This window comes from Exiguobacterium sp. s133, from assembly GCF_018618595.1.
Taxonomy (GTDB): Bacteria; Bacillota; Bacilli; order Exiguobacteriales; family Exiguobacteriaceae; genus Exiguobacterium_A; species Exiguobacterium_A oxidotolerans.
On record NZ_JACSMK010000003.1, the window covers coordinates 190,443 to 212,450 of the forward strand.

Genomic DNA, 22,008 nt, shown 5'->3' on the forward strand with positions numbered 1-22,008 from the left:
CCACTACGATCAGCACCATTCGATTTGAAACCGTCCCCCGGGTCCAATCTGTTGCAGCAACGGCCGATCCGCCTCGATCACGCGACCGATGACATTGACCCGTTCGTCGCCCGCAAGATTCCGTTTCGTGACTTGCAATTCGCCGGCGTACCGTCCGTACTTAAGATTGTCGATCGTGATCGAGCCGACAGGCCGGTCTGATACGGTCGCGGGTTCAAGCCATCCATTGCCCGGCCGACCGGAGCTACGCGACTCGACGGACCGGATGACGTCGCGTGCCGGATCCAACCGGTTCGTCTGTACGCGCGTCAACAACGGATCACCGCTTGGACCCGTCGCCCGGAGGACAATGATTCCCTCCTGATAGGCAGCAAACTGGTTCATCGTGCTCGCCGACAAACCGGGGTCTCCGATCAGAATCCGGTCGACGGATGCTTGAAGCTCGAGGTAACAGGCAAACGGTGCTCTCCTGCGGTGGTCTTCGAGCGTCGGTAACGTGGCATGAAGCGGACCACGCCGTTGTCCGTCTCCCGGAATGAACGCTTGGACACGGATTCCCTGCCCACGGAGCCATTCATTTTTATCATTGAACCAGCCCAGATCGAGTCCTGTTTCCGGTCGCGGATAATAGTTGTGCCACGCCTCGACCTGCTCAAGGACAAGCCCCTCCGCTTTCATCGCAGCGAGCTCCTCTGCCGTCAGCGTGCTGGCGTTTAAGGCGACCATCATCTGTTTTGACAAGTCCGCGACCTGCTTCGGCGTGATGCCATAATCGACCCGCAGACCGGTCACGCCCCATTCGATTAAGGTAGCAGCATCGTCCCACGTCTTGCCTAGTGCGGCAAGCGAACTTGGTGCGATATCCGCGACGAGTTCCATCTCGAGCTCCCGAGCGAGCGCCCCGAGGTCCCGCAAGCGCTTCGTATACAGCGTCGGGTCGTCTTCCGGAATATGTAATGAGGTAAAGATTGAGGTAAAACCAATTGTCCGCATCTGTCGGATGTTGTCTTTCGCCTCATCAGTCAACGGTTCACTTAAATAAACGGCGAGTCCTTTCATCTGCTTCACTCCTCTTGATTGACTAGATGTTCACTCTTGACGAATTGTTACTAAAGTCCCAATATAAGAATTTTTTAGGAGGTATTCTACAAATTATGATACCATGAGGAGGAGATACTTAAAGGAGCGATTATCGATGAAACGAATTTTAATCCCATTGCTGTCGATTGCCTGCCTCGTACTGATTTGGAACGGCTACAGCCAACGTGCTGATTCAAAGATAGACCTGTTCCACTACAAACATACTTATGTCGGCGATAACAGTGCTGTCGGAACGATCGTCAAGCAATTGGCACACCATCAAGAGTTGCGACAAATCGCTCTTGAAACCAGACAAACACCGTACGGAATCACTTTAGACTATAAAGAAATTGAGACAGAAGAAGTCGAACAAGAAATCAAAGAAACGGTCTTGTATAATGCAACCTATCTCTTTGCACTTGTCGACAATGTCGACCACATCACCTTTTCGTTCCCGGACTATACCTTCAAGGTGACGCGGGAACAGCTTGACGGGTGGTACAACACGCAACTCAGCACAATCGAACAGGAAAAAGACTTGAAAAAGCTGATCCGGAATCAGCTGAAGTCCGATAAATCAGTGAATCAGTTTTTTGCTCATTGATTTTGAATGGGCCGGGAGTCAAAAAAAGATGGAACATCACCTCAAACGTGATCTTCCATCTTTTTATTTCTTCTGAAATCCTCTATCCCCGTTAAATCCCGTCTGCCATTTCCTCCTTAAAGCCAAACCAATACGTAAACAGGAATCCTGCCGCGTACGAGATGATAAGACCGGCGATATACGTCAAGTACATCCCGTTATCAATCAACGGTGTCAATGATAGACCGGATACACCGATTCCAAGCGCCGTCGTCTTCATCGTCGCCTGGAACGCGCCACCGACGGCCGCTCCCATACAAGCCGTCAAGAATGGACGACCGAGCGGCAACGTGACCCCGTACAATAGCGGTTCACCGATTCCGAGGAAACCGACCGGAATCGCCCCCTTGATGATGTTACGTAAACGCTGATTCCGCGTCTTGACGAAAATCGCCAGTGCCGCCCCGACTTGTCCGGCACCTGCCATCGCGAGAATCGGTAAGAGTGGCGTATCGCCAATCGTGTTCAGGAGCTCCAAATGAATCGGTGTCAAGCCATGATGGAGACCGACCATGACGAGCGGCAGGAAGAATCCGGCGAGCACGGCACCGGCGAGTGGTCCACCGACTTCAAGCGTTGCATTGATGCCTAACATGATGCCGTCGGACAAGATGCCGGCGACCGGCATGATTGCATAAAGTGCCGTAAAGCCGACAATCAAGACCGTAAACAGCGGTGTAAAGATGATATCGATCGAGACCGGCATGAAGCGGCGGATGTGTTTTTCAAGATAGGTCATCAGCCAGGCGGCAAAGATGACACCAAACAACCCACCCCGACCGACGACGAGCGGTTCCCCGTATATAACGATGTCGACGAGTAACGGATTAAATAGAATCCCGCCGGCAATCGCTCCGAGGACAGGTGTGCCGCCAAACTCCTTCGCCGTGTTCCAGCCGACGAGGATCGCTAAGTAGGCAAAGACGGTACTTCCGAGTAACAATAGAATCTGCATCCAGGTCACTGTTGCATCGACTCCGGCATTCTTCGCGAAGTTCGCTCCGCCGTTGATGATTCCGGATGCGACCAGTCCCGGGATGAGCGGGATGAAGATGTTCCCGATCCGGCGCAAGAAGCGCTTGAACGGGGATTTTTGTTTCTCTTTAACTTTTTGCCGTTCGATCGCGGCCCGTTCCTCGAACGTCAAGTTTTCGTCGACCGATTCCTCACCGATTGCAAGTCCTGTCGTGCGGCTGAGATGATCCGCGACCCGGTTGACCGTCCCCGGTCCGACGACGAGTTGCAACGTCTCGTCATCGATGACACCCATGACACCGTCGATTTGTTTAAGTGCCTCGATGTCTGCTTTCGTCGGGTCTTTCAGCGACAATCGGACCCGTGTCATGCAGTGGGCGAGTTGCCGAATGTTATCCGTTCCCCCGACCTGTGCGAGGATGGCTTCCGCCAAGATTTCTTCTTTTTTCATCTTTTATCCCCCCTTAAAGTGCATCACGGACGAATCCGTTTGCGCGGTGCAAGCGTTCGACTGCTTCATCATACGATATGTCGGCTAAAATCATCACGATCGCCGTCTTGACGTGACCGTTCGCCGAAGTGAAAGTACGCGCTGCCGTCTCTCCGTCAACCCCGGTCGCTTCGACGATCATCCGTTTCGCACGGACTTCTAACTTTTCGTTCGTCGACTGGACGTCGACCATCAAGTTTTGATAGACCTTTCCGACGCCGATCATCGCCGCCGTCGAAATCATGTTCAGGACAAGTTTTTGTGCCGTGCCTGCTTTGAGTCGAGTTGAACCGGTCAAGACTTCCGGTCCGGTTTCGACTTCAATCTTGTACTGCGCGTGCTTACTGATGACCGCTTGTTTGTTACAGGACAGGGCAGCCGTCGTCGCACCGACTTCGTGTGCATAATCCAGTCCGCCGATGACATACGGCGTCCGTCCGCTCGCCGCGATGCCGATGACGGTGTCGTTTACGTTTACTTTAAGTGCCTGTAAATCTTCGACGGCAAGCGTCTGACTGTCTTCCGCCCCTTCGACGGCTTGAATCAGTGCCCGTTCCCCACCCGCAATCAGTCCGACGACCATGTCCGGCGAGACACCGAACGTCGGCACACATTCCGCCGCGTCGAGGACACCGAGTCGTCCGCTCGTCCCGGCTCCAATGTAGATCAGGCGCCCACCGGCCTGAAACGACGTAATGATCTGTTTGACGACTTCTGCAATCACCGGAATTTCTTGTCGGATGATGCTCGCAACCGACGCATCTTCTTCATTCATGACACGCAGAACCTCTTCGACCGCCATGTCATCCAGGTGCATCGTTCGTTCGTTTCGTCGTTCTGTCGCTAATTTATCTAACATCGTCAACACCCTCTCTACTCACTATGTAACCCTTAAAAAACTTTAGTTTACTCCACTTAACAAATCATTAAAATTTTATTGCAAAAAAAGTCAATAGCGAAAGCCCAATCCGATTGATTGAGCTCACCTATTCCCTTCACACTTACCGGTTCCAGTTCCGGAACCCGTCTCCAAACTCGAGATGAAGCGCCTCTTTAAACAGACCGTCCTCAAATTTCGGGACATCGACCGGTAGTTTTCCCTGTGGTTTCACTTCACCAAAGATGGCACGGATTCCTGCCGGTAAATTCGGTCCGGCCGATTTCGTGTTCCCGGCTTCCGAGTCGGGTCCGTTCGGATCGCCCTTGAAACCGTAGACAAGCAGTTGCGCTTTCGCGTCCGGTTGCACGGCGACATCATACGGATTCCGGAGACTGAGCAGGACGGACGGTGTGTTGGTCCGTTTTGCCTGACGGAAGACTTCCGCCGGTACATAATGATCCGCCGCCGTCGCTTTCAGCTTGTCACTGTTGTTGACGTTTGAGCCGATGATGATGTAGTCCGCCGCATCCAGCTTTTCCTGCAGATTCGGATTTTGATCCAGGTGCGGTGTCGACGCTGTATAATTTTCCGTCAAGATGTTGACGCGTTTCAGGTTACCGGCGTTTTTTTCAAGCGACCGGATCGTCTTGACCATACTGTCCGTCTGATCTTTTGCCGGTGACAGGACAAGGATCGTCTCGCCTTTTTTCGGTTTGAACGGCAATGTCTTCCGATCATTTTTGACGAGCGTGACCGCCGCTTCCGTCATCTGCCGCTCAAGCGCTTTATGTTCCGGACTACCGACGATTGTATTCGCTTGGGCCAGTTTTTCATCGAGCGTGACTGGTTTGTCCGTTTCCTTCCAAATGCCGCGTGTCGCTTTGAGCGTCAGAATCCGCTCGACGGAACGATTGATGTCCGCTTCTTTTAAGTCACCACTTTCGACGGCTTCAATCACGTCGTCAAAAATCGACTCCAGTTTCGTCACGTCGCTCGCGGATCTTAAAATCGTCGGCATCAAGGCGATATCGACGCCTGCTTTAAACGTCTTGATGACGGCTTCCGACTCCGTGAAGTTGTCGGCAATCGCCTGCATGTTCAAGGCATCGGTGACGACAAGTCCGTCATAGCCGAGTTCTTCGCGCAGGACACCGGTGATGACGTCATCCGACAACGTCGCCGGTAACGGGAACGTCCCTTGTTTGGACTCGACGACTTCATCTTCAATTTGCGGCATGCCGATATGTGCCGTCATGATCATGTCGATGCCTTCCGCAATCGCCCGTTTAAACGGAATCAGTTCAAGCTGTTGTAATGCTTCAAGTGATTTATCGACGACCGGCAGACCGTAATGCGAATCGACCGCCGTATCGCCGTGTCCCGGGAAGTGTTTCGCCGTCGCAACGACACCTTGCTCCTGGATGCCGCGTGTCATTGCCGAACCGAGTTCCCCAACCAGGTTCGGATCACTCGAAAACGAGCGGACGCCGATGACCGGATTGCCCGGGTTGTTGTTGACGTCTAGGACCGGACCAAAGTTGACGTTGATGCCGAGGGCCTTCAACTCGGACCCGATGATGCTTCCTGCCGCTTCCGCGTAAACCGGACTGCGGGTCGCCCCGAGTGCCATGTTGCCCGGTAAATTCGTCCCCGTCCCGAGGCGTGTGACGATGCCACCTTCCTGGTCAATCGTCACGAACAGTGGAATGTCGTTACTCGCGTCACTTTTGATGACTTCCTGCAAGTCATGGACCAGTTTCGTCGTCTGTTCCGTTGCACTGACATTTTCCGCAAACAAGATGACGCCGCCTAAATCAAACCGGTCGATGACCCGTCCGACTTCCGGTGCCAGCTGCGTATGGTCGCCCCCGTCCCACAGCCGGAAATCCGGCATGATCATTTGTCCGATTTTCTGTTCGAGCGTCATCTGATCGAGTTGTGCGTCGACCCGCTCCGTGACGGAGGTTGCCGTTTCCGCCGCGACCGGTTGCATCGGTAGCGACGCAGCGAGTAGCGCCGTCGTCAATCCGAGTGTTGCCGTCCAGTTGAGTTTCTGTCCCATGTGCTCAGCTCCCCTTTAATGAAATCATTGACCGTTATAAGACAATGTAATATAAAACATCGTTTTGACTGTACATCGCTCGTTGATCCGTAATTCGTGCGCAAGTTCCCCGTGTTCACCAACAGTATAGCAAGTCCTCATTTAAGAAACAATGTTTTAATTGAAAGCGTAAACAAATTAAAATAAAATTACTGAAATGAAATAAAAAAACCTACCTCGCTAAAGGTAGGCATGTTGTAGAACAATTAAAAATCTGGTGTTCATGAATGTTTAGCCGCTCATTTCATTCTTTTCTCAAATCGCCTCTTAGCGCCAATCTTTTACGCCGCTACGCTACGATGCAGGGCTGGTTTTGGTTACCCTTTCCCTTAAAAGCGATTCATGTCGGAAATCACGTCAATGCCCTCGCTATCAAAAGTAAGAATTGGAACTGACATTCCAACCACTGAAGCAGCGGGCTTCCTAGCCATAAATTCTGTGAAGACAGACATCTAAATAAGGAAATTAAGTTGAAGCAATGATTTCGTTGACGATATCTGATAAGCGCTCTTTATATTGTTCGATTTCATATACTTCATTAATTTTATGTCGCACATTCGGTTCATCACGGAAAGTTATATATTTATTTGTTAATGAATTAAGGTGCAAACGACAGACCCATTTCCGATTACTATCATCAATGAGAATGTTAAAGTAGCTCGCGTTATCCCGATAAAAAATTCGATTTTTATCGACTGTCGATCCAAGTAACACCTTTACGGTCGCATAACCCTCAATTTCTTCTTGTGTGGTTTCAATCGAAGGCTGTGATGGAATATCTATAGCCGGTTCATCGATGGTATTTTCTGCTTCTAACTCTGATGAGGAAGGAACAGAGACCGTCGATGATTCCGAGTCTCCTGAAATCACATGTTTGATTCGTTCATTCATATTCTCATTCATGAACTGCGTAAACGCTTTTGAAACGATAGGTCTAAACTTATCAACCACAGTTTGCGTTTTAATCCCTTGATAGCAGTCTTGAATCAGTAATCTAATAAACTCGTCGCTCGGTAACTGTGATTGTGTTTTTAACTGTTCTTTAATCGCACTTAAATATTTTAGTTCCTCTGCTGTAGAGAGAATCGTGTTGACGTTAAATTCTTGTTTTTTAAATTTGTACAGCTCTTTGATTTCATTATCCTTAATGGTAGACAGTGTAATTTCAAAGAATGGAACAGTATCCATTACGTTGGGTGTTTCTAAATCCGTGTAGAATCGATAAGTGTCGCCATTCGTTAAAATAGCAAACTTAGCTTGTGTCGTTCCATAGTACCTAAACAGTTGCGAATCATGTTTCGTGAGAGGTTCTCGAATTGATTTAGCTTCAATAAGAATAGTCGGCTGTCCCTGATCCATGATTGCATAATCAACCTTTTCACCCTTTTTTATTCCGACGTCAGCAATATACTCCGGAGTGAACTCTGCCGGATTAAATACGTCATAACCCAACGTTTGAAAAAACGGCATAATTAAAGCGGTTTTAGTAGCTTCTTCGGTAGAAATCGAATGTTGAATTTGCTGAATCCTTTGAGAGACCAAACGAATATCTGAAGAAAATTTTTCCAATGTAAAAACCTCCTCATTTCATAGTTCATTAAAGATGTATTTAAAGTGAACTAATGTTAATTCACATTATACAGGAATTTCCATTTACCACCAAGTAAAAACAGAAATTAACGATATTTAATCAGAAATTATCCGATTCGCTTTATTTAACTTAGTTTGACGTGTAAAAATGATAATTACATAACTCGATTCACGTAAAGGAGTACTAAAGACATGAAAAAATTCAGAGGCAAACGGCGCTACTTCCGAAATCTTCAAAAAGAACAACAACTCAGCGCCCATCCGCTCGATTTCAGTCCTGACAGCTGGTTCGATTTTTGGCACGTCCACCTCGATTTTGACGGACACGGAAACGGTCATCTTAAAATGCGAACAGCACATGTCTAGGCAGTGTTTCATCTGATGGATGAGTTAAACGCCGCCCTTCAAACGTGGGGACAACCGTACCAGCTCTGGATCGAACTGTCCCAGCTGGATGCAGGATTGGACGCCGTTTTTATCCATACAAATAATCCGAACGACGATAATTTTCCGATTACCGATTCAATTTTAACGGAACCGACCGAAAGATTGCCGGACTATTTGCAAACCATCGAGGGTTTGGAGCAATACGAAATCCGGTTGTCCGAACGAATCACGTATGATCCGTTCGACGACGAACCGGAAGAGATCACGGATCACATGCTCGTCATCGAACGACGAGGGAGTCGTTACCCTCTTTAACCACGTACATACGGACGGTCCTATGAAAGAAACCGTCCGTCGATTGCAACTGACCTTTATATTCTTTTGAACATCATTTTCGAACCGGCAAGGAACATGATCAGAAGTACGCCGCTGAATATGAGATTGATCAGCCAAGGTAATGTTCCCATGAACACTTCTTTAGCCGCACCGTTGAACCAGTAAGCTAGAGCCGCAAACAACACCACGCTCATCAGCAGGATAAACGAAAAGCCGCTGTCCTGCTTTTGTGTTTTCTTGGCAATCCCGCAACCGATGAGAAAAACAACCACTGCTCCAATTGCAAAATAAATGTAAAACCATGCATCGACAGACAGCATAAACGGACCAACTCCTATTAAGAAATGAATTTCCTTAATAAGGAATTTTCCGTTTTAATCTCTAATCCTTTCGCACGGTCAAACACTTCAATCGTACTAACAAAAACGACCGCCTGAAATCAGGACGGTCGTTTTGCTGTGCAGTATGATGGTCCGCTTTAAGAAGAAACGACTTCCTCACCCGTCAAATCGATATGTCCTTCACCCCACGCACACATGGCGTCGAGAATCGGACGCAATGACCAACCGTAGTCGGATAAGGAATAGATGACTTTCGGTGGGACTTGTTCGTAGACGGTCCGGATGATGACACCGTCCTGTTCAAGCTCGCGCAATTGCTGCGTCAACATTTTTTGCGTGATGTTCGGCATCAGCTTTTTCAACTCACTCGTGCGGCGTTCCCCTTTGATGAGATGGCACATGATGACGACTTTCCATTTGCCTCCGATGACTTGCAGCGTCGCTTCGACCGGAATGTTATAGGCCATGCTGATTCTTCCTTTCGATTCTTGGAGTACAGCGGGACAGGTACTTTTTAGTGCCTATCGTACTTAAAAGTGCGTACTTCTCAAGTGCATTTGATGGGTTTATGATAACAACTGTCAACAGAAAGTACAAGTTGCTTTCGTCCATTGATTTGATAAAAGTAGGTAAGGTACTTTTTAGTGCCTATGGTACTTGAAAGTGCGTACTTCCTTAATTCAACTTGCCACTCTATGATGGGATGCAGAAGCTTCTCCTTTTCATCAAGCAGACTGGGCCCGGTCTGCCGGCAACAAACTGTTTTTTATTCATTTCAACCTTAGGAGGAATTATCATGAATCAATTAAACCCCCGTTCCGAACAGGAACAGGTTCCTAAAAACGGTCGCCTCGCCCTGCTTGCCCTTGCAATCAGCGCTTTCGGCATCGGAACAACAGAATTCGTCCCGGTCGGATTGCTTGCTGCCATCGCCGGTGACTTAAATATCGGCATCACTCTTGCCGGGTTGATCATTTCCGGTTACGCGATTGGCGTCGCCGTCGGTGCCCCGATTCTGACTGCTTTAACGAACCGGATGAACCGGAAAACGTTACTGATGGCATTGATGGTCGTCTTTATCGCCGGTAATCTCGTTTCTGCCGTCGCTCCCAGTTTTGAACTGTTGATCGTCGCCCGTTTTATCACCGCATTCTCGCACGGTGTCTTCTTCTCGATTGGTGCGACGATTGCCGTTCAGCTCGTACCGGCAGATAAAAAAGCCAGTGCCATCGCCTTGATGTTCACCGGACTGACGGTCGCAACGGTTACCGGCGTCCCGCTTGGTACGTTCATCGGTCAAGCGTTCGGTTGGCGCGCGACGTTCTTCGCAGTAGCCGCATTAGGTCTTGTCTCAATCATCGCCAGTTTCTTCTTAATTCCAAAAGACTTGAAACAATCTCCACCAGCGAAGTTTTCCGACATGTTTAAATTGTTGACGAACGGGCGTCTGCTGCTCGGTTTCTTAATCACTGCGCTTGGTTACGGTGGAACGTTTGTCGCCTTCACCTACTTGACGCCGATCATGCAGGACGTCACGAAAATCAGTCCGAGCCTGATCAGCATCATCCTGCTCGTCTACGGCATTGCCGTCGCGATCGGCAACGCAGCAGGTGGAAAACTCGCCAACGGCAATCCGATTAAAGCATTGTTCTATATGTTCATTTTGCACGCCATCGTCATGATCGCCTTGTCATTTATGATTCCGTTTAAAGTCGCCGGTATCATCGGCATTATTCTAATGGGATTGCTCGCCTTCATGAATGTCCCGGGACTGCAACTCTATATCGTTCAGCTCGCTGAAAAATATGTCCCGGCTGCCGTTGATGTCGCGTCTGCGTTAAACATCTCCGCCTTTAACATCGGGATCGCCCTTGGTGCAACGATCGGCGGACTTGTCGCCGACACGATTGGACTCGTTCACACACCGTGGGTCGGTGGCATCATGGTCATTCTCGCCGTCATTTTGACTGCCGTCTCCCGTCGTCTCGAACACCAGTAAGGAGGAAATTTCATGCTTGACAATCATGCCAGTTACCGGCGGATGTACCGGGAAGGTGAGCTGACGCTCGGTCTCCACATTCCACTGGAGAATTTTAAGATGCAGACACCGACCCTCGCGAAACAAATCGAGCTGGCACAAAAAGCCGATCAGTTTGGTTTTACAACCCTTTGGTTACGCGACGTGCTGTTGAAAGATCCTTATTTTCTTGATCCTGCCGTCGGTCAAATTTATGACATGTTGATTTATGGTACTCACCTACTCAGTCAGACGAAACAGATTGCCCTCGGAACATCTGCTTTGGTCCTGCCGCTCCGTCACCCGTTACGGGCTGCCAAAGAACTCGCGACGATTGACGCATTGTTCCCGGAACGGCTGATACTCAGTGTTTCGTCCGGCGACCGGCAAGCGGATTTTCATGGTCTCGGGATTGATCATCCGAGTCGGGGTGTCCAGTTTAAAGAAGCGTTACGCGTGATGGAACAAGCATTGTATACGGACTATCCGACGATTCAGTCTGAGTACGGCGACGTCACCGGTGCGACACTCGTGCCGCGACCACAGAAGCGGATTCCGACGATGATTACCGGGTTTGCCCAACAAAACATGGACTGGCTTGCAACCAACGGGGACGGCTGGATGTATTATCCGCAAGGACCTTTGGAACAGGCAAAAGCGATTGAGGATTGGCGCCAGACGAGTCAAGACGCCGGAATAACCCGGTTCCGCCCGTTTTCGATGCCAATGCATCTCGATTTATCTGCTGATCCGGATGAAGAACCGACACCGATCCGACTTGGATTCCGAATCGGACGCAATCGTTTGATTGAACTGCTCCATCTCTACCGTGACCTAGGTGTCAACCACCTTTTCTTCGCCCTGTTCGACAGTGAACGACCGGCGGAAGAGGTCATTGATGAACTCGGAACCTATGTTTTGCCGCACTTCCCGCCGTTACGTTGAGGAGGTGCATCACATGACATCTGATATACGCGCACTTGACCATACGGTCCGGATCCTCGGGACCAAGTTCGAGATGCAGATTATTCGGGTGCTGTTGCAAGCTCCCTGTTCCTTCGAAAAACTGACAGCAGTCGGATCAGCACATTCCACACCTGAGTTGACCGTTTGTCTCGCGCAACTCGAACAACGCGGAGTCATCGAACGACCGGCATCCATCTATCGTCTGGCACCAATCGGCGAGAGTTTGCAGCCCATCTTTCACGCCATCGAAAAACAAACCCGGCATCCGTAAATGGATGCCGGGTTTTATGTCGTCGCGACGAGCGTGAATTCCCACGGGATGTTTTCGCCGTTCCAGCCCCGGTGCTCGTCCAATTGTGCGAGGGTGAAGCCGTTCCGGATGACCGTGTTTACGATCTCACTCATCGTATAGTGCCGCAGCATCACTTTCGGAAACTCCGTTTGCTCAGCGGGATCAAAATGTGATTGATAGGCGATTTTGTCTTCGTACACATCCTGATCGAAATAACGCGGGATGTACGTGTCTTCATCAATACAATGTTTGATCGGGTGATAGTCGCTTAAAATCAGCTTCCCGCCCGGCTTGAGCAAGGCAAACAAAATCGCCGCGAACGCCTCCAGATCATGAAAATAATGTAATGTCCCGCCTTCAAGATACAGGACATCAAACTGATGCCGGTACGTCTTCAAATTAATTTCATAGATATCTCCAACGATATACTCGAGGTGCGTCCCGGCACAGGCGGCAAGCTCAAGCGCATAACGGCGGTTTTCTTCCGAGATGTCGAAGACCGTGACGTCAGCACCGAGTAACGCCAGCGGAACCGCTTTGCGCCCGTTCGATCCGCAGAGATTGGCAATTTTTTTGCCGGTAACCTCTTTAAACAAGTGCTGATGTTTCTTCAGACTCGCTTTCGGGTCGTTCCTGATTGCTTTCGCCTTGTCCGCCGGCGTCCCATCGCGTTGATTCCAAAATTCATAGGCGCGGTATTCCCAGGCGGTTTTGTTGATGGCACTTGTTTTTTCCATACCAATCTCCCCTTTTGATTTTAAGACGAAAAAGTGTCTGATTGATTTTATAAACAAAAGCAGCACACTTCCTTCTTTACTTTAAGTTCATTTGAACCTATAATTTAAATATGAACAGAACACCACTTAAAAGGAGGAAGCGCTGTTGACACTATTGATTGTATTTTTAGCGATCGTCTTCATCATGCTCGCATTGGACCTTGGCGTATTTCACAGGAAAGCCCATGAGGTTTCGCTCCGCGAAGCCTGGACGTGGACGTTCGTCTGGATCGGACTCGCCGTTGCCTTTGGCGGTTGGTTATTTTATGCGCAAGGAAGCGACGCTGCCATTGAGTACACGAGCGTCTATTTCATCGAAAAGGCACTTGCGATTGATAACGTCTTCGTCTTCTCACTCGTCTTTGCGTACTTTGCGATTCCGTTGAAGTATCAGCACAAAGTCTTGTTCTGGGGCATTCTCGGTGCCATCCTCTTCCGCGTCATCTTCATCGTCGCTGGGGTGTCGCTCCTTGAGAACTTCGCCTGGGTCTACTACATCTTCGGTGCGTTCCTCGTCTACACCGGTTACATGATGTTTAAGAACATCGGGCAGGAAACGTCGCTTGAAGAGAACAAGACGGTCCGTTGGCTTGAAAAACGTTTGCCGATCACACAGGACATCTCGTCCGGTAAGTTTACGCAGCGGATCAACGGCAAATTGTTCTTCACACCGCTGTTGATCGCGTTGATCTTTATCGAAATCTCGGATATCGTCTTCGCCGTCGACTCGGTCGCAGCAAGCTTTGCCTATTCGCGTGACCCGTTCATCATCTTCTATGCGAACATCATGGCAATCCTCGGCCTTCGCAGTCTCTACTTCGTCCTCGCGAACCTGATCGACCGCTTCTACTACCTGAAGCACGGACTCAGCTTCATGCTCGTCTTCATCGGGGCGAAGATGATTCTCGGTGATGTCTACAAAATGCCACTCTGGATGTCGCTCGGTACGATCGTCCTCGTCATCCTGATCAGCGTCTTCTACAGCTTCTACAAGACGAAGCCAGGAAAATAACCGATGACAGGAAAGGGAGAATGATTCTTCCTTTCCTGTTTGTTTACGTAAAAACAGCATCCCGGCAGGATGCTGTTTTATATTTACTTCTTCATATACCGTTCAATGATTTTCGTGTACAACGCGTCTAATCGGGCGTTTTCCTCGACGACGATTGTGTCTTTCGCATACGTAAAGAGTTCGTTCGCTTCTTCGAATTTACCGGCGTAAATTAACAGGAACATCTTGCCACGCGTGTCCCCTAACCGTTCTGACGATTCTTCCCGTGCGTTTAACATCCGTTCACTGTTAAGGTCGATAATAGCCGCTTTTGCATCCTTGCTGTAATGGTTTTCCGTTAAATAGTTGTCCAAGCGCGTGAGATAGTCCCGGTAGCTGATCAGCGTCAACGCTTCGCTGATTGAACCGTACCGGCTTTCAAACGAGAGAACTTGTTGTTGCTCATAGTTTGTGATGACTTTGTACAAAGCTTGGCCCTGTTTTAACAACGCTTGTGATTTCGTCTTCAAGCGCGCCGTTTCTTTCTTCAAGGCCGCGACACGTCGATCCGTTATCTTTTTCTCCTTCGCCGTGTTCACTTCAGGAATGAATTTTTTTAGTGTTTTGACTTCTTTGACAGCAGCTGCACGGTCTTTTTTAAACGCCTCGACTTTTTTATTATACCGTTCGACTTGTGCACGGTAGACAGGATCAGTCACATAGTCCGGCACCTTGATGCCACCAAATCGATCCATGTGAAAGAGGGTGCTATCGTATGAAGCAACAACTTTCAATTGTTTCGCGCGATACTTTTTATAGTCCGTCTTCTTCTTCGCGACTTGGGTCGTCTTTGTTTTTGTCGCTGCATCGGCGACTCCCCCCTGAAAGGAAGCCCCTGTCAATACAAGCGCTGTCACGACACCGCTTGCTAACACATTCCGAAATGTTATTTTTTTCATACGAACCCACCCTCTTAAATAAAATTAAGTCAATATCAGGAGAAATCTCCCATCTTTTATTTTATCACCAGACATTTGAATCGACCTACAACTTTTTAACCGTTCTCACTTTAATTTTTCTTCCGGGATGAGGAGATAGATGCCGACAATGATCAAGATGCCAAATAAGACATAATCCATTACCGGAAGGCCGCCTCCCCAAGCAAGACTACCGTCATTCGTAGCGATATATGCTCCTGCTTCCGCAATCGTATCTGTCATCTTGTCGAGTTGAATAATCAGCATGCCAAACAAGATCGTTTGTACAAGAATGATGAGACCAATCCATTTTTTCATCTTATTTCCTCCTATGTATGGTTTGTAACAGCTTAATGATTTCCGGATACCGGTGTTTCAATGCAAAGGCGAGCGCTGTTCGCCCTTTTGCATCCTGACTGATGATCCCGCTCTGCACCGTGTGCCAGCAACACTTTCGTGATGTCCGTCAGACCATACTGACTGGCAAGCATCAGGGCTGTATTGTTATTATCTAACGTATTTTCGATTTCGATGTCTGCTCCTGCCGCCAGTAACGCTTCCACCGCTTTGACATGCCCTTCTCCCGCTGCGAGGTGCAATGGTGTGAATCCGTTCATTTCGATGCGATTGACATCAGCTCCCGCCGCTGCCAACATGACAATCTTCTTTACTTTTCCTTCCTGCGCCGCATAATGCAGAGGTGTATATCCTGCTCCGTCGTCCGTCTGCCAGTCAACACGTGCCTGATCTTCAAGTAAGCGACGCAAGACTCGTTTGTTGCCAGAGCGCGCGGCGATGAAGTGCAACGCCGTGAATCCGTGTCCGTCAAAATCAAGAGCGGCACCACGGTCAATTAGTTGCATCGCGATAGCGGACCGGTTTTCATACAACGCAAGGTGCAACGGCATTAACCCGTCCCGGCTCCGTCGGTTGATGTCTGCCCGGTGGTCAAGTAACAGCGTGACGATGTCGTCATTCCCTTCCTCGATTGCCCAGTGCAATGCCGAATTTCCTTCTTCATCCAGTGCATCCAGATCGTCCCCGCGGTCGATGCACTTTTTTACCTTTTTGATGTTTCCGTAAAAAGCATGGTCCTGCAGTGATTTTTTAGGCAAGCTGATTTCCCCTTTTTAGATATTGTAAAAATTGAATGCAATCACCAATCTTCTTCTGAATACTCTTGCAACGGACTGGTTTCAATCGTCGGTGCACCTTCATTTGCTTTCTTTGAAGGGTACAAGTAATGCTTTACAACTAGTAAAAGAAGAACAATTGACGACAGAATGCAGCTAGTCGCATAAACCGGTTGCAGGACATTTTCCAGTCCGAAGACTGACAGAACTTGTAACAGTGTCAGGATAAAAAGCGTCAGGTGGAAATACTTGCGCACAATTTTCGGAATACCGGTTTTCCCATAAATCCCCCACCAGACATATAAACTTAAGCTGAATGCCACGACGTTCGGAATCGTATAGGGACTGACGATCAGTAAAATACCCATTAAAAGCATCAACCAGGCATAACGAATCGCCTGCTTAAGAAAGGTTGAATCGATTCCTTCGTCACCGTTGACGATTGCTGCTTCCTCTTCCGCTGTCAACGACCGAAAGCCAAGTGCTTTCTTTTCTTCCGCCAAGTGCCGCATTCTTTTTTGTATGCCGATGTACAGCGGATACCGTTCTTTCGTCATTTCGCCGTCATTCGATTGACCGCTTTCGTTCTCCTGGATAAAACCCTGATGCAGCGTCCGACCAATTCGGTAACAGACCCAGTGGTCAACCTGCCGACCGTTTTCCCGTTTCAAATAAATCATTTGTTTCGCCTCGTCCTTCATAGAGTAACTTTCTTCGTCTCTTCTTCTTTTAGCGTTTGAATCACATGCAACAGTAAGAGAAAACCGGAGACAAGGCACACCGTACCGCTGATCGAAAGATTAATCGGGTTTAAGTAGTCTTTTGACGTGCCGCCCAAGGGAATCAGCATGATGGCTCCGTACCAGCGATAGAAATGGGCATGCCTCGATTTCCCTTCATCCATCGGCCAAACCCACGGGAGATAAAATAACGGAATATAGCCTGGGACGGGCAACACTCCCGTTAGTGATGACAGTCCACAAAGCATCGTGAACAGTGCGACAAATACTTTCCGTTTTTTACTGCGACGTTCAATCCATTTGTCCATCGTTTTTGACGAAGGGAAATCTGACTTGAAGTAGCCATCCGCTTTCTTTAGGCGAATCCATTCTTTCTTTTGCCGATATGCTGCTATTACGTGCCGACATTTGACTACCACGGTCGCTGCTTCAACATTGACCTGGACTAGTTCGTCACTTCCCTCTTGCTTCTCCTTACTGGCAATCCCTTCCCGGTAAAACAACGTTCGTCCTTCCTGGTGATAGACGATGTGGTGCACTTGATCGTCGATTTGTTTTAATAATTGAATCATCGTGCTCTCCCTTTACTCTGCTTTATGTACTACTTCCAAGATGAGTCAATTCCTCATCTCGATCGTTTACCAGACAGAATTGACATAGTACAGTACGAACAGTCCTCCTGCGATACATATATAACCATACTGTCTGACGGTCAACGAACAAAAAATGATCGTTCCGATTGAGAGTAGGATGCCAAGAACGAATGAATCGATGTTGTCGACGTAACTCCCATGTCCCTCTAACGGCGTCTGCTTCGCATGCTTCGACCGGATGAAGTACGTTCCTACTATCAATAAGAAGAGACCGACAACAAGACCGATGAATGGTAAAATCACAAGCGCTCCCTCCAAGATATGTAACGAAGCCGCTGTGGATCAGCGGCTTTTTAGCTTTTACTCTGTTTCGTGATCAAAATATAGGTTCTTTCAGGAATCTCAATGTCTTCCAACTGATTAAGTTCTAAAGACAGTGTCATGCTTTTCTCTTTTGGATATGACTCTTCCCCAATCCAACATGTATACAGTTCAAACGATTCACCCTCGTCTAAGAAGTCGTTCATGAGCGTAAACAGATAGCGCAGCTTTTCCTTTGACTCATTTGAAACCCTGGAATCAAAAGGTTCGACGATCTCGATTCCCCAATCACTTGAAATCTCATATACATACCATTTATGAAAATGTCTCGTTTTTACTTCATACAGACAGTCTTTATCCGCAAAACTGGGTCCTATATATAAGGGAAGTGTTTCATCTTCTTCATCCAAATTGAGATACTGATCAGGAATTTGTCTCTCCATACAGATATATGATGCTAAGCTCATTGTGCTTCCTCCTTATGTTTGATGTTGCCATCGTTACTTGAAAGACGTCTCTACCTCATCTATTTTTCCAAAATGCGCAATTTTTCCATTCATACAAAAAGTGATCAAGCATTCCAAATACATGGGAAACGGTATCGATGATCGTCTGTTCAATCATCTGTCTCATCCGTTTTTGATCCGCTTCGCTCGACTGCTGGTAAAACGCGATGCAGGCCGTATAGTCATTGACGTTTGGATTGACTTCTTCTTCGTAGATGTCCTTATAGTCTGCCATACCCTCTCTAACAACCGTTCGATAAACCGCTTGAACGAATTCTTACATCTCTTGATTCATGATTTTTCTCTACTCCATTAACACTCAGTAGTTCATATCTCTCATCTTGAACGCTTAGCGTTTACATCTGTTAGTCAGGACTACTTCTTATTCTGACCAGACCGACAAACGGGTGCGAGGATCATTGTCATCGGTCACCTACTCGATTCCGGTATATCCACGTCTCACAGCGTTCTCATAAAACGCTTCGGATACGCGCTGCTCCTTACAATAGATCTCGACGTACGTGCAATCATAAATCAAAATCGCGATTTGGCAAGTGCTTTCTTGAAACCATTCATAGGTCATTCCCACTTCTTCAGTCTGACCACTTTGAAATGCAAACAATTCAGCGAAGATCAGGTAATTACTAGGTCCCCTTAGCCATTTCGCTAATTCATGTCCTGTCGCTTTCTGATTGGTTGAAAACTCTTCTAAACTGTCATACCATTCCCCGTCCATGGTTTGAATCGGAAAATCAAAATTGCGAAGAAACCAATCATACGCTTTCATCTCAATCGCACTTAATATGTCGATCAAGACACGCCCCGGTTCATTCGGGATTTCAAACGATACACCACGCAGACTCATTGAATCCCCTCTTTCTACCTTGTCATAAGAAGGCTGCAGTAAGAAAACACTGAAGTTCCTGTTCTTCACTCGAACTCCCCCACGTACAAACAGCGTAACCTCGTGCGGTGAATGTCCTAACTATCTCGGTGACTGGTAAACTTTCGCTTTCTGTTAAGCCGATGTCATGTACCTGCGCAAGTAGCTCCTGACAATATGATGGTCGATCATGATTCGTACAAATAATGGTATACATAGATGGAGAATCACTAATCATCTCAATGGCTATCGAGACCAAATTCAGCGATACCGACGTAAATTCTTTTAGACTGGAACTCATTTCCGACAAGTATTACTACATAAAAGCGATAGGTGCCCAGCGCATGCTTTTGCGTTAGCTCGTCATGGAACATCTCACTACTGATTTGTTTGAATTGGATGATATCTTCTGGAAACAAAAGCATCTCACCGACTACACATAAACAACGAATCGATGAACTCGCATCCGCAAGCCATGGGAAGATGCGTGTCGCATCGCTATGCTCTTCGACATACGTTTTCATGAAGAATCTCCTTTTTTAATCCCACTGACACGTCACGCTTTGATTCGTTTCAAACTGTAGATACACGAGTTGATTCGTACCAAGATGAGTGAGTACGAGTGATTGTTGTGATGCTTGCGTATAAGGCAATTCGAATCTGACACCTTCAATTTTTTTCAGTAAAAAATATGCCCAGTGCTGATTGTATTCACTCTCGGACAGGACTTCCCATAACGCATCCTCACAATGATTTGCCTCGCAGATATACAATTTCATGACCGTATTCTCTGCTATCATGGGTAACGCCGCGAATACGGGAGGGTTCGGAATTCGCGGTTTCTGAATGACCAAGGTATAGCCATCTTTCAGAAGACGATCCAATTGTTCTCGGCTATCCGGAATCTCTTCTTCGATGACAGAAGCCGGAAGTTCTCCGATTCGGATCGGCAGCCCCACTTCATATTCAAATGGATCTTCGAGTGCTAACAATTCTTCGTGAGAATAGGTTACTTTCATACTGTCATTTTCCCCTACCTTTGTGCAGTGCTTTGAAGTTTTAGTCATATCAGAAATTGATTCTTTAAAAGGATTCGTAATCTCTTTGTTTCATTCATATGTAGCGATCTCCACATTCAGGAGATTGTTTCGATTTTACGTTTGTGCTTGCTTCGAAGATATAATAAGAGTGCCGTTCCTGTACCAATCGAAAGGATTGGGAATAGAGAGAACGGTGTCACGAACTGAAACAGACCGAGTCCAACAAGAAGATAAGCGAGCCATTTCGTCCGGCGTCGAAACGTCTCGCGTTCTTTCCGTCCGGGTTGCATCCCGTAAATATCATCCTGCTTGTATCCTTCCGCTTGCTTCTCTGTAATCAATTCCTCCATCCGTCGTTTTGCTTGGCGCCGAAATGTATATTTTTCTTCAATTGAATCACTGACATCTTGATCGAGTTTCCATTGCTCCGTGACTCCGTGATACATCTGAATCGTTCGACCATCGCGGTACAAGAACCAGACATAGGTGATGCCACCCACTTGTTTACTGAGTGTCTGAATCATGTTAACCCTCCAGATCTGCCAGAACATCTTCCGAATCAAGCTCAAGTCCGACGAGCTCCGGTCCCCAGTTCAAGCCACAATAGAGTCCGTCGTCGATCATGTTCGGTAACCAGCCATTCATGAACAAATTCAGGTCTAAGCGAATCAGGTGATAGTTCGCCCATTCCTTCGTCTGTAAAGCCTTCGCTGCTGCTTCCGTCGAAAAGAATAACAGCACATCCGTTTCCTCTTGGTTCGACGGACAATACGCCCAGCCCGACTGCTCAAACTTCGATAGCCCATAAACAACGCCTGTCTCAAGAACTGTCTGTACGAAGAGTTCTGTTTGTTCCGCACTCCGTTCCATTTGTTGTTCCTTTTCAATGAACGCCTTCAACGTCGGTGCTACCGGAAACAACTCTTGTTCTTCATGATCCCATAAGACGATCGTCTCCGTGTCCGGAAGCTGATACCCGAGTTCGTCACCTGTTCCGTCACTAGCAATCCGCAAGAACCCGGATGGATAGTCCTCTGCATCCGTCGTGTTAACACGAACGAGATCGTCCCATGTCCGTTTGATATATTGCTCGTCCTTGATCGGATGAAATTCCCATTCGCCGACGCTGAACTTGTTTTCGCGCTTGTACCTGTTTCGTAGTTCTTTCGGAAGCTCGAAGCCGAGTTCTACTTCTACCTCTTGTAGTCTCTCTTCTGTGATACCTGGTAAGCCGATTGGGTATTCCATCAATATGACTCCTTTTATCTTAAAATAAATTATTTGTAGGTATTTAAAACGTGATCAATCTGATAATCCGGTGGTAGGATCGCTTTTAGCTGATCGACGCTTTGAAAAGCATCTCCATTCGAAAACCACATGAAACCGAGCGCATCATGCGATGGAAGAATAAACGGTAATCCATCACGTGCATCAATCACATGGGTATATTTCGCTTCTTTAAAGATCCATCTCCCAGAAATCTTCAACTCAAACGTAGGTCGCGCGAACGTGATGAGGAACGTTTCACTATAAGCAGCTCGAAAAAAGGACTCTTCTAAGATGAAACGCAGAGCATTCGCATCCAACACTTCGATACAACAGTAAAAACTGGTACGCCGATGATCGCCTTCGTACCGTGGATGTTCGTGGCATACGAATAGTCTCGATTTTAAACGGTCTAAGAGGTTCATCTCATCTTCTCTAATCTCATCAAAATTAGTCGTGATATATAAAGGAAAATGATTGTAGCGAACTAGCGTGTCATACAATACCCCCTCCGTCAATTCACTTGTAAAGCTACCTACTGTATGGTCATAACACATGATTTCGTAGATAGTTTGTAATGGACCAAGCACGTTGATTTCGGATGTCTGAAGCATACGTTGTATACTCTTCGACTGAAAAGAGTATTCGTCGATCATCAGCTCGTTCATACTGTACCTCCTACCT

Annotated in this window: 29 protein-coding genes; 7 read left to right on the top strand and 22 right to left on the bottom strand. The window is 47.7% G+C overall.

The window, feature by feature from the left end:
• Positions 1 to 9: 9 nt before the first annotated feature.
• Complete coding sequence (locus tag KNP96_RS05820; RefSeq protein ID WP_214769448.1) at positions 10 to 1,059, bottom strand: DUF871 domain-containing protein; 1,050 nt, start codon at positions 1,057 to 1,059, stop codon at positions 10 to 12.
• Positions 1,060 to 1,195: 136 nt separating this feature from the next.
• On the opposite strand from KNP96_RS05820, the gene KNP96_RS05825 reads away from it, so the two are divergent.
• Positions 1,196 to 1,684, top strand: a complete 489-nt coding sequence (locus KNP96_RS05825; RefSeq protein WP_214769451.1) for a DUF4825 domain-containing protein — start codon at positions 1,196 to 1,198, stop codon at positions 1,682 to 1,684.
• Between the two features lie 91 nt (positions 1,685 to 1,775).
• On the opposite strand, the gene KNP96_RS05830 is transcribed toward KNP96_RS05825, so the two are convergent.
• From KNP96_RS05830 to KNP96_RS05845, 4 genes are all read right to left on the bottom strand, one after another.
• Positions 1,776 to 3,149 (bottom strand): PTS transporter subunit EIIC, encoded by a 1,374-nt coding sequence (locus KNP96_RS05830; protein WP_214765770.1) that lies wholly within the window; start codon positions 3,147 to 3,149, stop codon positions 1,776 to 1,778.
• 13 nt (positions 3,150 to 3,162) lie between these two features.
• Positions 3,163 to 4,047 carry an N-acetylmuramic acid 6-phosphate etherase gene (gene murQ, locus KNP96_RS05835; RefSeq protein ID WP_214765767.1) on the bottom strand — a complete coding sequence of 295 codons (885 nt, stop codon included), beginning with the start codon at positions 4,045 to 4,047 and terminating at the stop codon, positions 3,163 to 3,165.
• A 142-nt stretch (positions 4,048 to 4,189) separates the two neighbouring features.
• A complete protein-coding gene (locus KNP96_RS05840; RefSeq protein WP_214769453.1) occupies positions 4,190 to 6,130 on the bottom strand; it encodes a glycoside hydrolase family 3 protein in 1,941 nt (646 codons plus the stop codon).
• Positions 6,131 to 6,634: 504 nt separating this feature from the next.
• Positions 6,635 to 7,738, bottom strand: a complete 1,104-nt coding sequence (locus tag KNP96_RS05845; RefSeq protein ID WP_214769455.1) for a type I restriction endonuclease — start codon at positions 7,736 to 7,738, stop codon at positions 6,635 to 6,637.
• 213 nt (positions 7,739 to 7,951) lie between these two features.
• Here KNP96_RS05845 and KNP96_RS16715 point away from each other — a divergent pair, with 213 nt between their 5' ends.
• Together KNP96_RS16715 and KNP96_RS16720 are read left to right on the top strand one after the other, a co-directional pair.
• Complete coding sequence (locus KNP96_RS16715) at positions 7,952 to 8,125, top strand: hypothetical protein (RefSeq protein WP_251135736.1); 174 nt, start codon at positions 7,952 to 7,954, stop codon at positions 8,123 to 8,125.
• Positions 8,126 to 8,140: 15 nt separating this feature from the next.
• A complete protein-coding gene (locus tag KNP96_RS16720; protein ID WP_251135737.1) occupies positions 8,141 to 8,461 on the top strand; it encodes a hypothetical protein in 321 nt (106 codons plus the stop codon).
• Between the two features lie 56 nt (positions 8,462 to 8,517).
• Here the strand turns inward: KNP96_RS16720 and KNP96_RS05855 are convergent, their stop codons facing one another.
• Positions 8,518 to 8,802, bottom strand: a complete 285-nt coding sequence (locus KNP96_RS05855; protein ID WP_214769457.1) for a hypothetical protein — start codon at positions 8,800 to 8,802, stop codon at positions 8,518 to 8,520.
• A 158-nt stretch (positions 8,803 to 8,960) separates the two neighbouring features.
• Positions 8,961 to 9,290 carry a winged helix-turn-helix transcriptional regulator gene (locus KNP96_RS05860; RefSeq protein WP_012370213.1) on the bottom strand — a complete coding sequence of 110 codons (330 nt, stop codon included), beginning with the start codon at positions 9,288 to 9,290 and terminating at the stop codon, positions 8,961 to 8,963.
• 329 nt (positions 9,291 to 9,619) lie between these two features.
• On the opposite strand from KNP96_RS05860, the gene KNP96_RS05865 reads away from it, so the two are divergent.
• The 3 genes from KNP96_RS05865 to KNP96_RS05875 are packed head-to-tail and all read left to right on the top strand — an operon-like array spanning position 9,620 to position 12,077.
• Complete coding sequence (locus KNP96_RS05865; RefSeq protein WP_214769459.1) at positions 9,620 to 10,822, top strand: MFS transporter; 1,203 nt, start codon at positions 9,620 to 9,622, stop codon at positions 10,820 to 10,822.
• 12 nt (positions 10,823 to 10,834) lie between these two features.
• A complete protein-coding gene (locus KNP96_RS05870; RefSeq protein ID WP_214769461.1) occupies positions 10,835 to 11,785 on the top strand; it encodes a TIGR03571 family LLM class oxidoreductase in 951 nt (316 codons plus the stop codon).
• A 13-nt stretch (positions 11,786 to 11,798) separates the two neighbouring features.
• Positions 11,799 to 12,077, top strand: coding sequence for a winged helix-turn-helix transcriptional regulator (locus KNP96_RS05875; RefSeq protein ID WP_214769462.1), 279 nt, complete (start codon positions 11,799 to 11,801; stop codon positions 12,075 to 12,077).
• Between the two features lie 14 nt (positions 12,078 to 12,091).
• Here KNP96_RS05875 and KNP96_RS05880 read toward each other — a convergent pair whose 3' ends face one another.
• Positions 12,092 to 12,835, bottom strand: coding sequence for a class I SAM-dependent methyltransferase (locus tag KNP96_RS05880; RefSeq protein ID WP_214769464.1), 744 nt, complete (start codon positions 12,833 to 12,835; stop codon positions 12,092 to 12,094).
• 145 nt (positions 12,836 to 12,980) lie between these two features.
• Here KNP96_RS05880 and KNP96_RS05885 point away from each other — a divergent pair, with 145 nt between their 5' ends.
• Complete coding sequence (locus KNP96_RS05885) at positions 12,981 to 13,886, top strand: TerC family protein (RefSeq protein WP_214769467.1); 906 nt, start codon at positions 12,981 to 12,983, stop codon at positions 13,884 to 13,886.
• A gap of 83 nt (positions 13,887 to 13,969) precedes the next feature.
• On the opposite strand, the gene KNP96_RS05890 is transcribed toward KNP96_RS05885, so the two are convergent.
• The 14 genes from KNP96_RS05890 to KNP96_RS05955 form a co-directional block, all read right to left on the bottom strand.
• Complete coding sequence (locus KNP96_RS05890; RefSeq protein WP_214769471.1) at positions 13,970 to 14,824, bottom strand: hypothetical protein; 855 nt, start codon at positions 14,822 to 14,824, stop codon at positions 13,970 to 13,972.
• A 105-nt stretch (positions 14,825 to 14,929) separates the two neighbouring features.
• On the bottom strand, positions 14,930 to 15,160 hold the full coding sequence (locus tag KNP96_RS05895; protein ID WP_251135162.1) for a hypothetical protein: 231 nt from the start codon (positions 15,158 to 15,160) through the stop codon (positions 14,930 to 14,932).
• Positions 15,161 to 15,192: 32 nt separating this feature from the next.
• Entirely contained in the window at positions 15,193 to 15,957 is a 765-nt protein-coding gene (locus KNP96_RS05900) for an ankyrin repeat domain-containing protein (protein WP_214769474.1), read from the bottom strand.
• Between the two features lie 41 nt (positions 15,958 to 15,998).
• Positions 15,999 to 16,655, bottom strand: coding sequence for a hypothetical protein (locus KNP96_RS05905; protein ID WP_214769477.1), 657 nt, complete (start codon positions 16,653 to 16,655; stop codon positions 15,999 to 16,001).
• Between the two features lie 17 nt (positions 16,656 to 16,672).
• Positions 16,673 to 17,287 carry a hypothetical protein gene (locus KNP96_RS05910; RefSeq protein WP_214769480.1) on the bottom strand — a complete coding sequence of 205 codons (615 nt, stop codon included), beginning with the start codon at positions 17,285 to 17,287 and terminating at the stop codon, positions 16,673 to 16,675.
• A 66-nt stretch (positions 17,288 to 17,353) separates the two neighbouring features.
• The gene (locus KNP96_RS05915; RefSeq protein ID WP_214769483.1) at positions 17,354 to 17,611 is read right to left on the bottom strand and encodes a hypothetical protein; all 258 of its coding nucleotides are present in this window, start codon (positions 17,609 to 17,611) and stop codon (positions 17,354 to 17,356) included.
• Between the two features lie 50 nt (positions 17,612 to 17,661).
• The gene (locus tag KNP96_RS05920; protein WP_214769486.1) at positions 17,662 to 18,096 is read right to left on the bottom strand and encodes a hypothetical protein; all 435 of its coding nucleotides are present in this window, start codon (positions 18,094 to 18,096) and stop codon (positions 17,662 to 17,664) included.
• Positions 18,097 to 18,151: 55 nt separating this feature from the next.
• On the bottom strand, positions 18,152 to 18,370 hold the full coding sequence (locus tag KNP96_RS05925; RefSeq protein ID WP_214769488.1) for a hypothetical protein: 219 nt from the start codon (positions 18,368 to 18,370) through the stop codon (positions 18,152 to 18,154).
• A 198-nt stretch (positions 18,371 to 18,568) separates the two neighbouring features.
• The gene (locus KNP96_RS05930) at positions 18,569 to 19,069 is read right to left on the bottom strand and encodes a DUF2691 family protein (protein WP_214769490.1); all 501 of its coding nucleotides are present in this window, start codon (positions 19,067 to 19,069) and stop codon (positions 18,569 to 18,571) included.
• Between the two features lie 188 nt (positions 19,070 to 19,257).
• Positions 19,258 to 19,542, bottom strand: a complete 285-nt coding sequence (locus tag KNP96_RS05935) for a hypothetical protein (RefSeq protein WP_214769492.1) — start codon at positions 19,540 to 19,542, stop codon at positions 19,258 to 19,260.
• Between the two features lie 15 nt (positions 19,543 to 19,557).
• Positions 19,558 to 20,037 carry a hypothetical protein gene (locus KNP96_RS05940; protein ID WP_214769494.1) on the bottom strand — a complete coding sequence of 160 codons (480 nt, stop codon included), beginning with the start codon at positions 20,035 to 20,037 and terminating at the stop codon, positions 19,558 to 19,560.
• Positions 20,038 to 20,153: 116 nt separating this feature from the next.
• Entirely contained in the window at positions 20,154 to 20,582 is a 429-nt protein-coding gene (locus KNP96_RS05945) for a hypothetical protein (protein ID WP_214769498.1), read from the bottom strand.
• 1 nt (position 20,583) lies between these two features.
• Complete coding sequence (locus KNP96_RS05950; RefSeq protein ID WP_214769501.1) at positions 20,584 to 21,306, bottom strand: DUF2750 domain-containing protein; 723 nt, start codon at positions 21,304 to 21,306, stop codon at positions 20,584 to 20,586.
• Between the two features lie 29 nt (positions 21,307 to 21,335).
• The gene (locus KNP96_RS05955) at positions 21,336 to 21,992 is read right to left on the bottom strand and encodes a hypothetical protein (RefSeq protein WP_214769504.1); all 657 of its coding nucleotides are present in this window, start codon (positions 21,990 to 21,992) and stop codon (positions 21,336 to 21,338) included.
• Positions 21,993 to 22,008 lie beyond the last annotated feature (16 nt).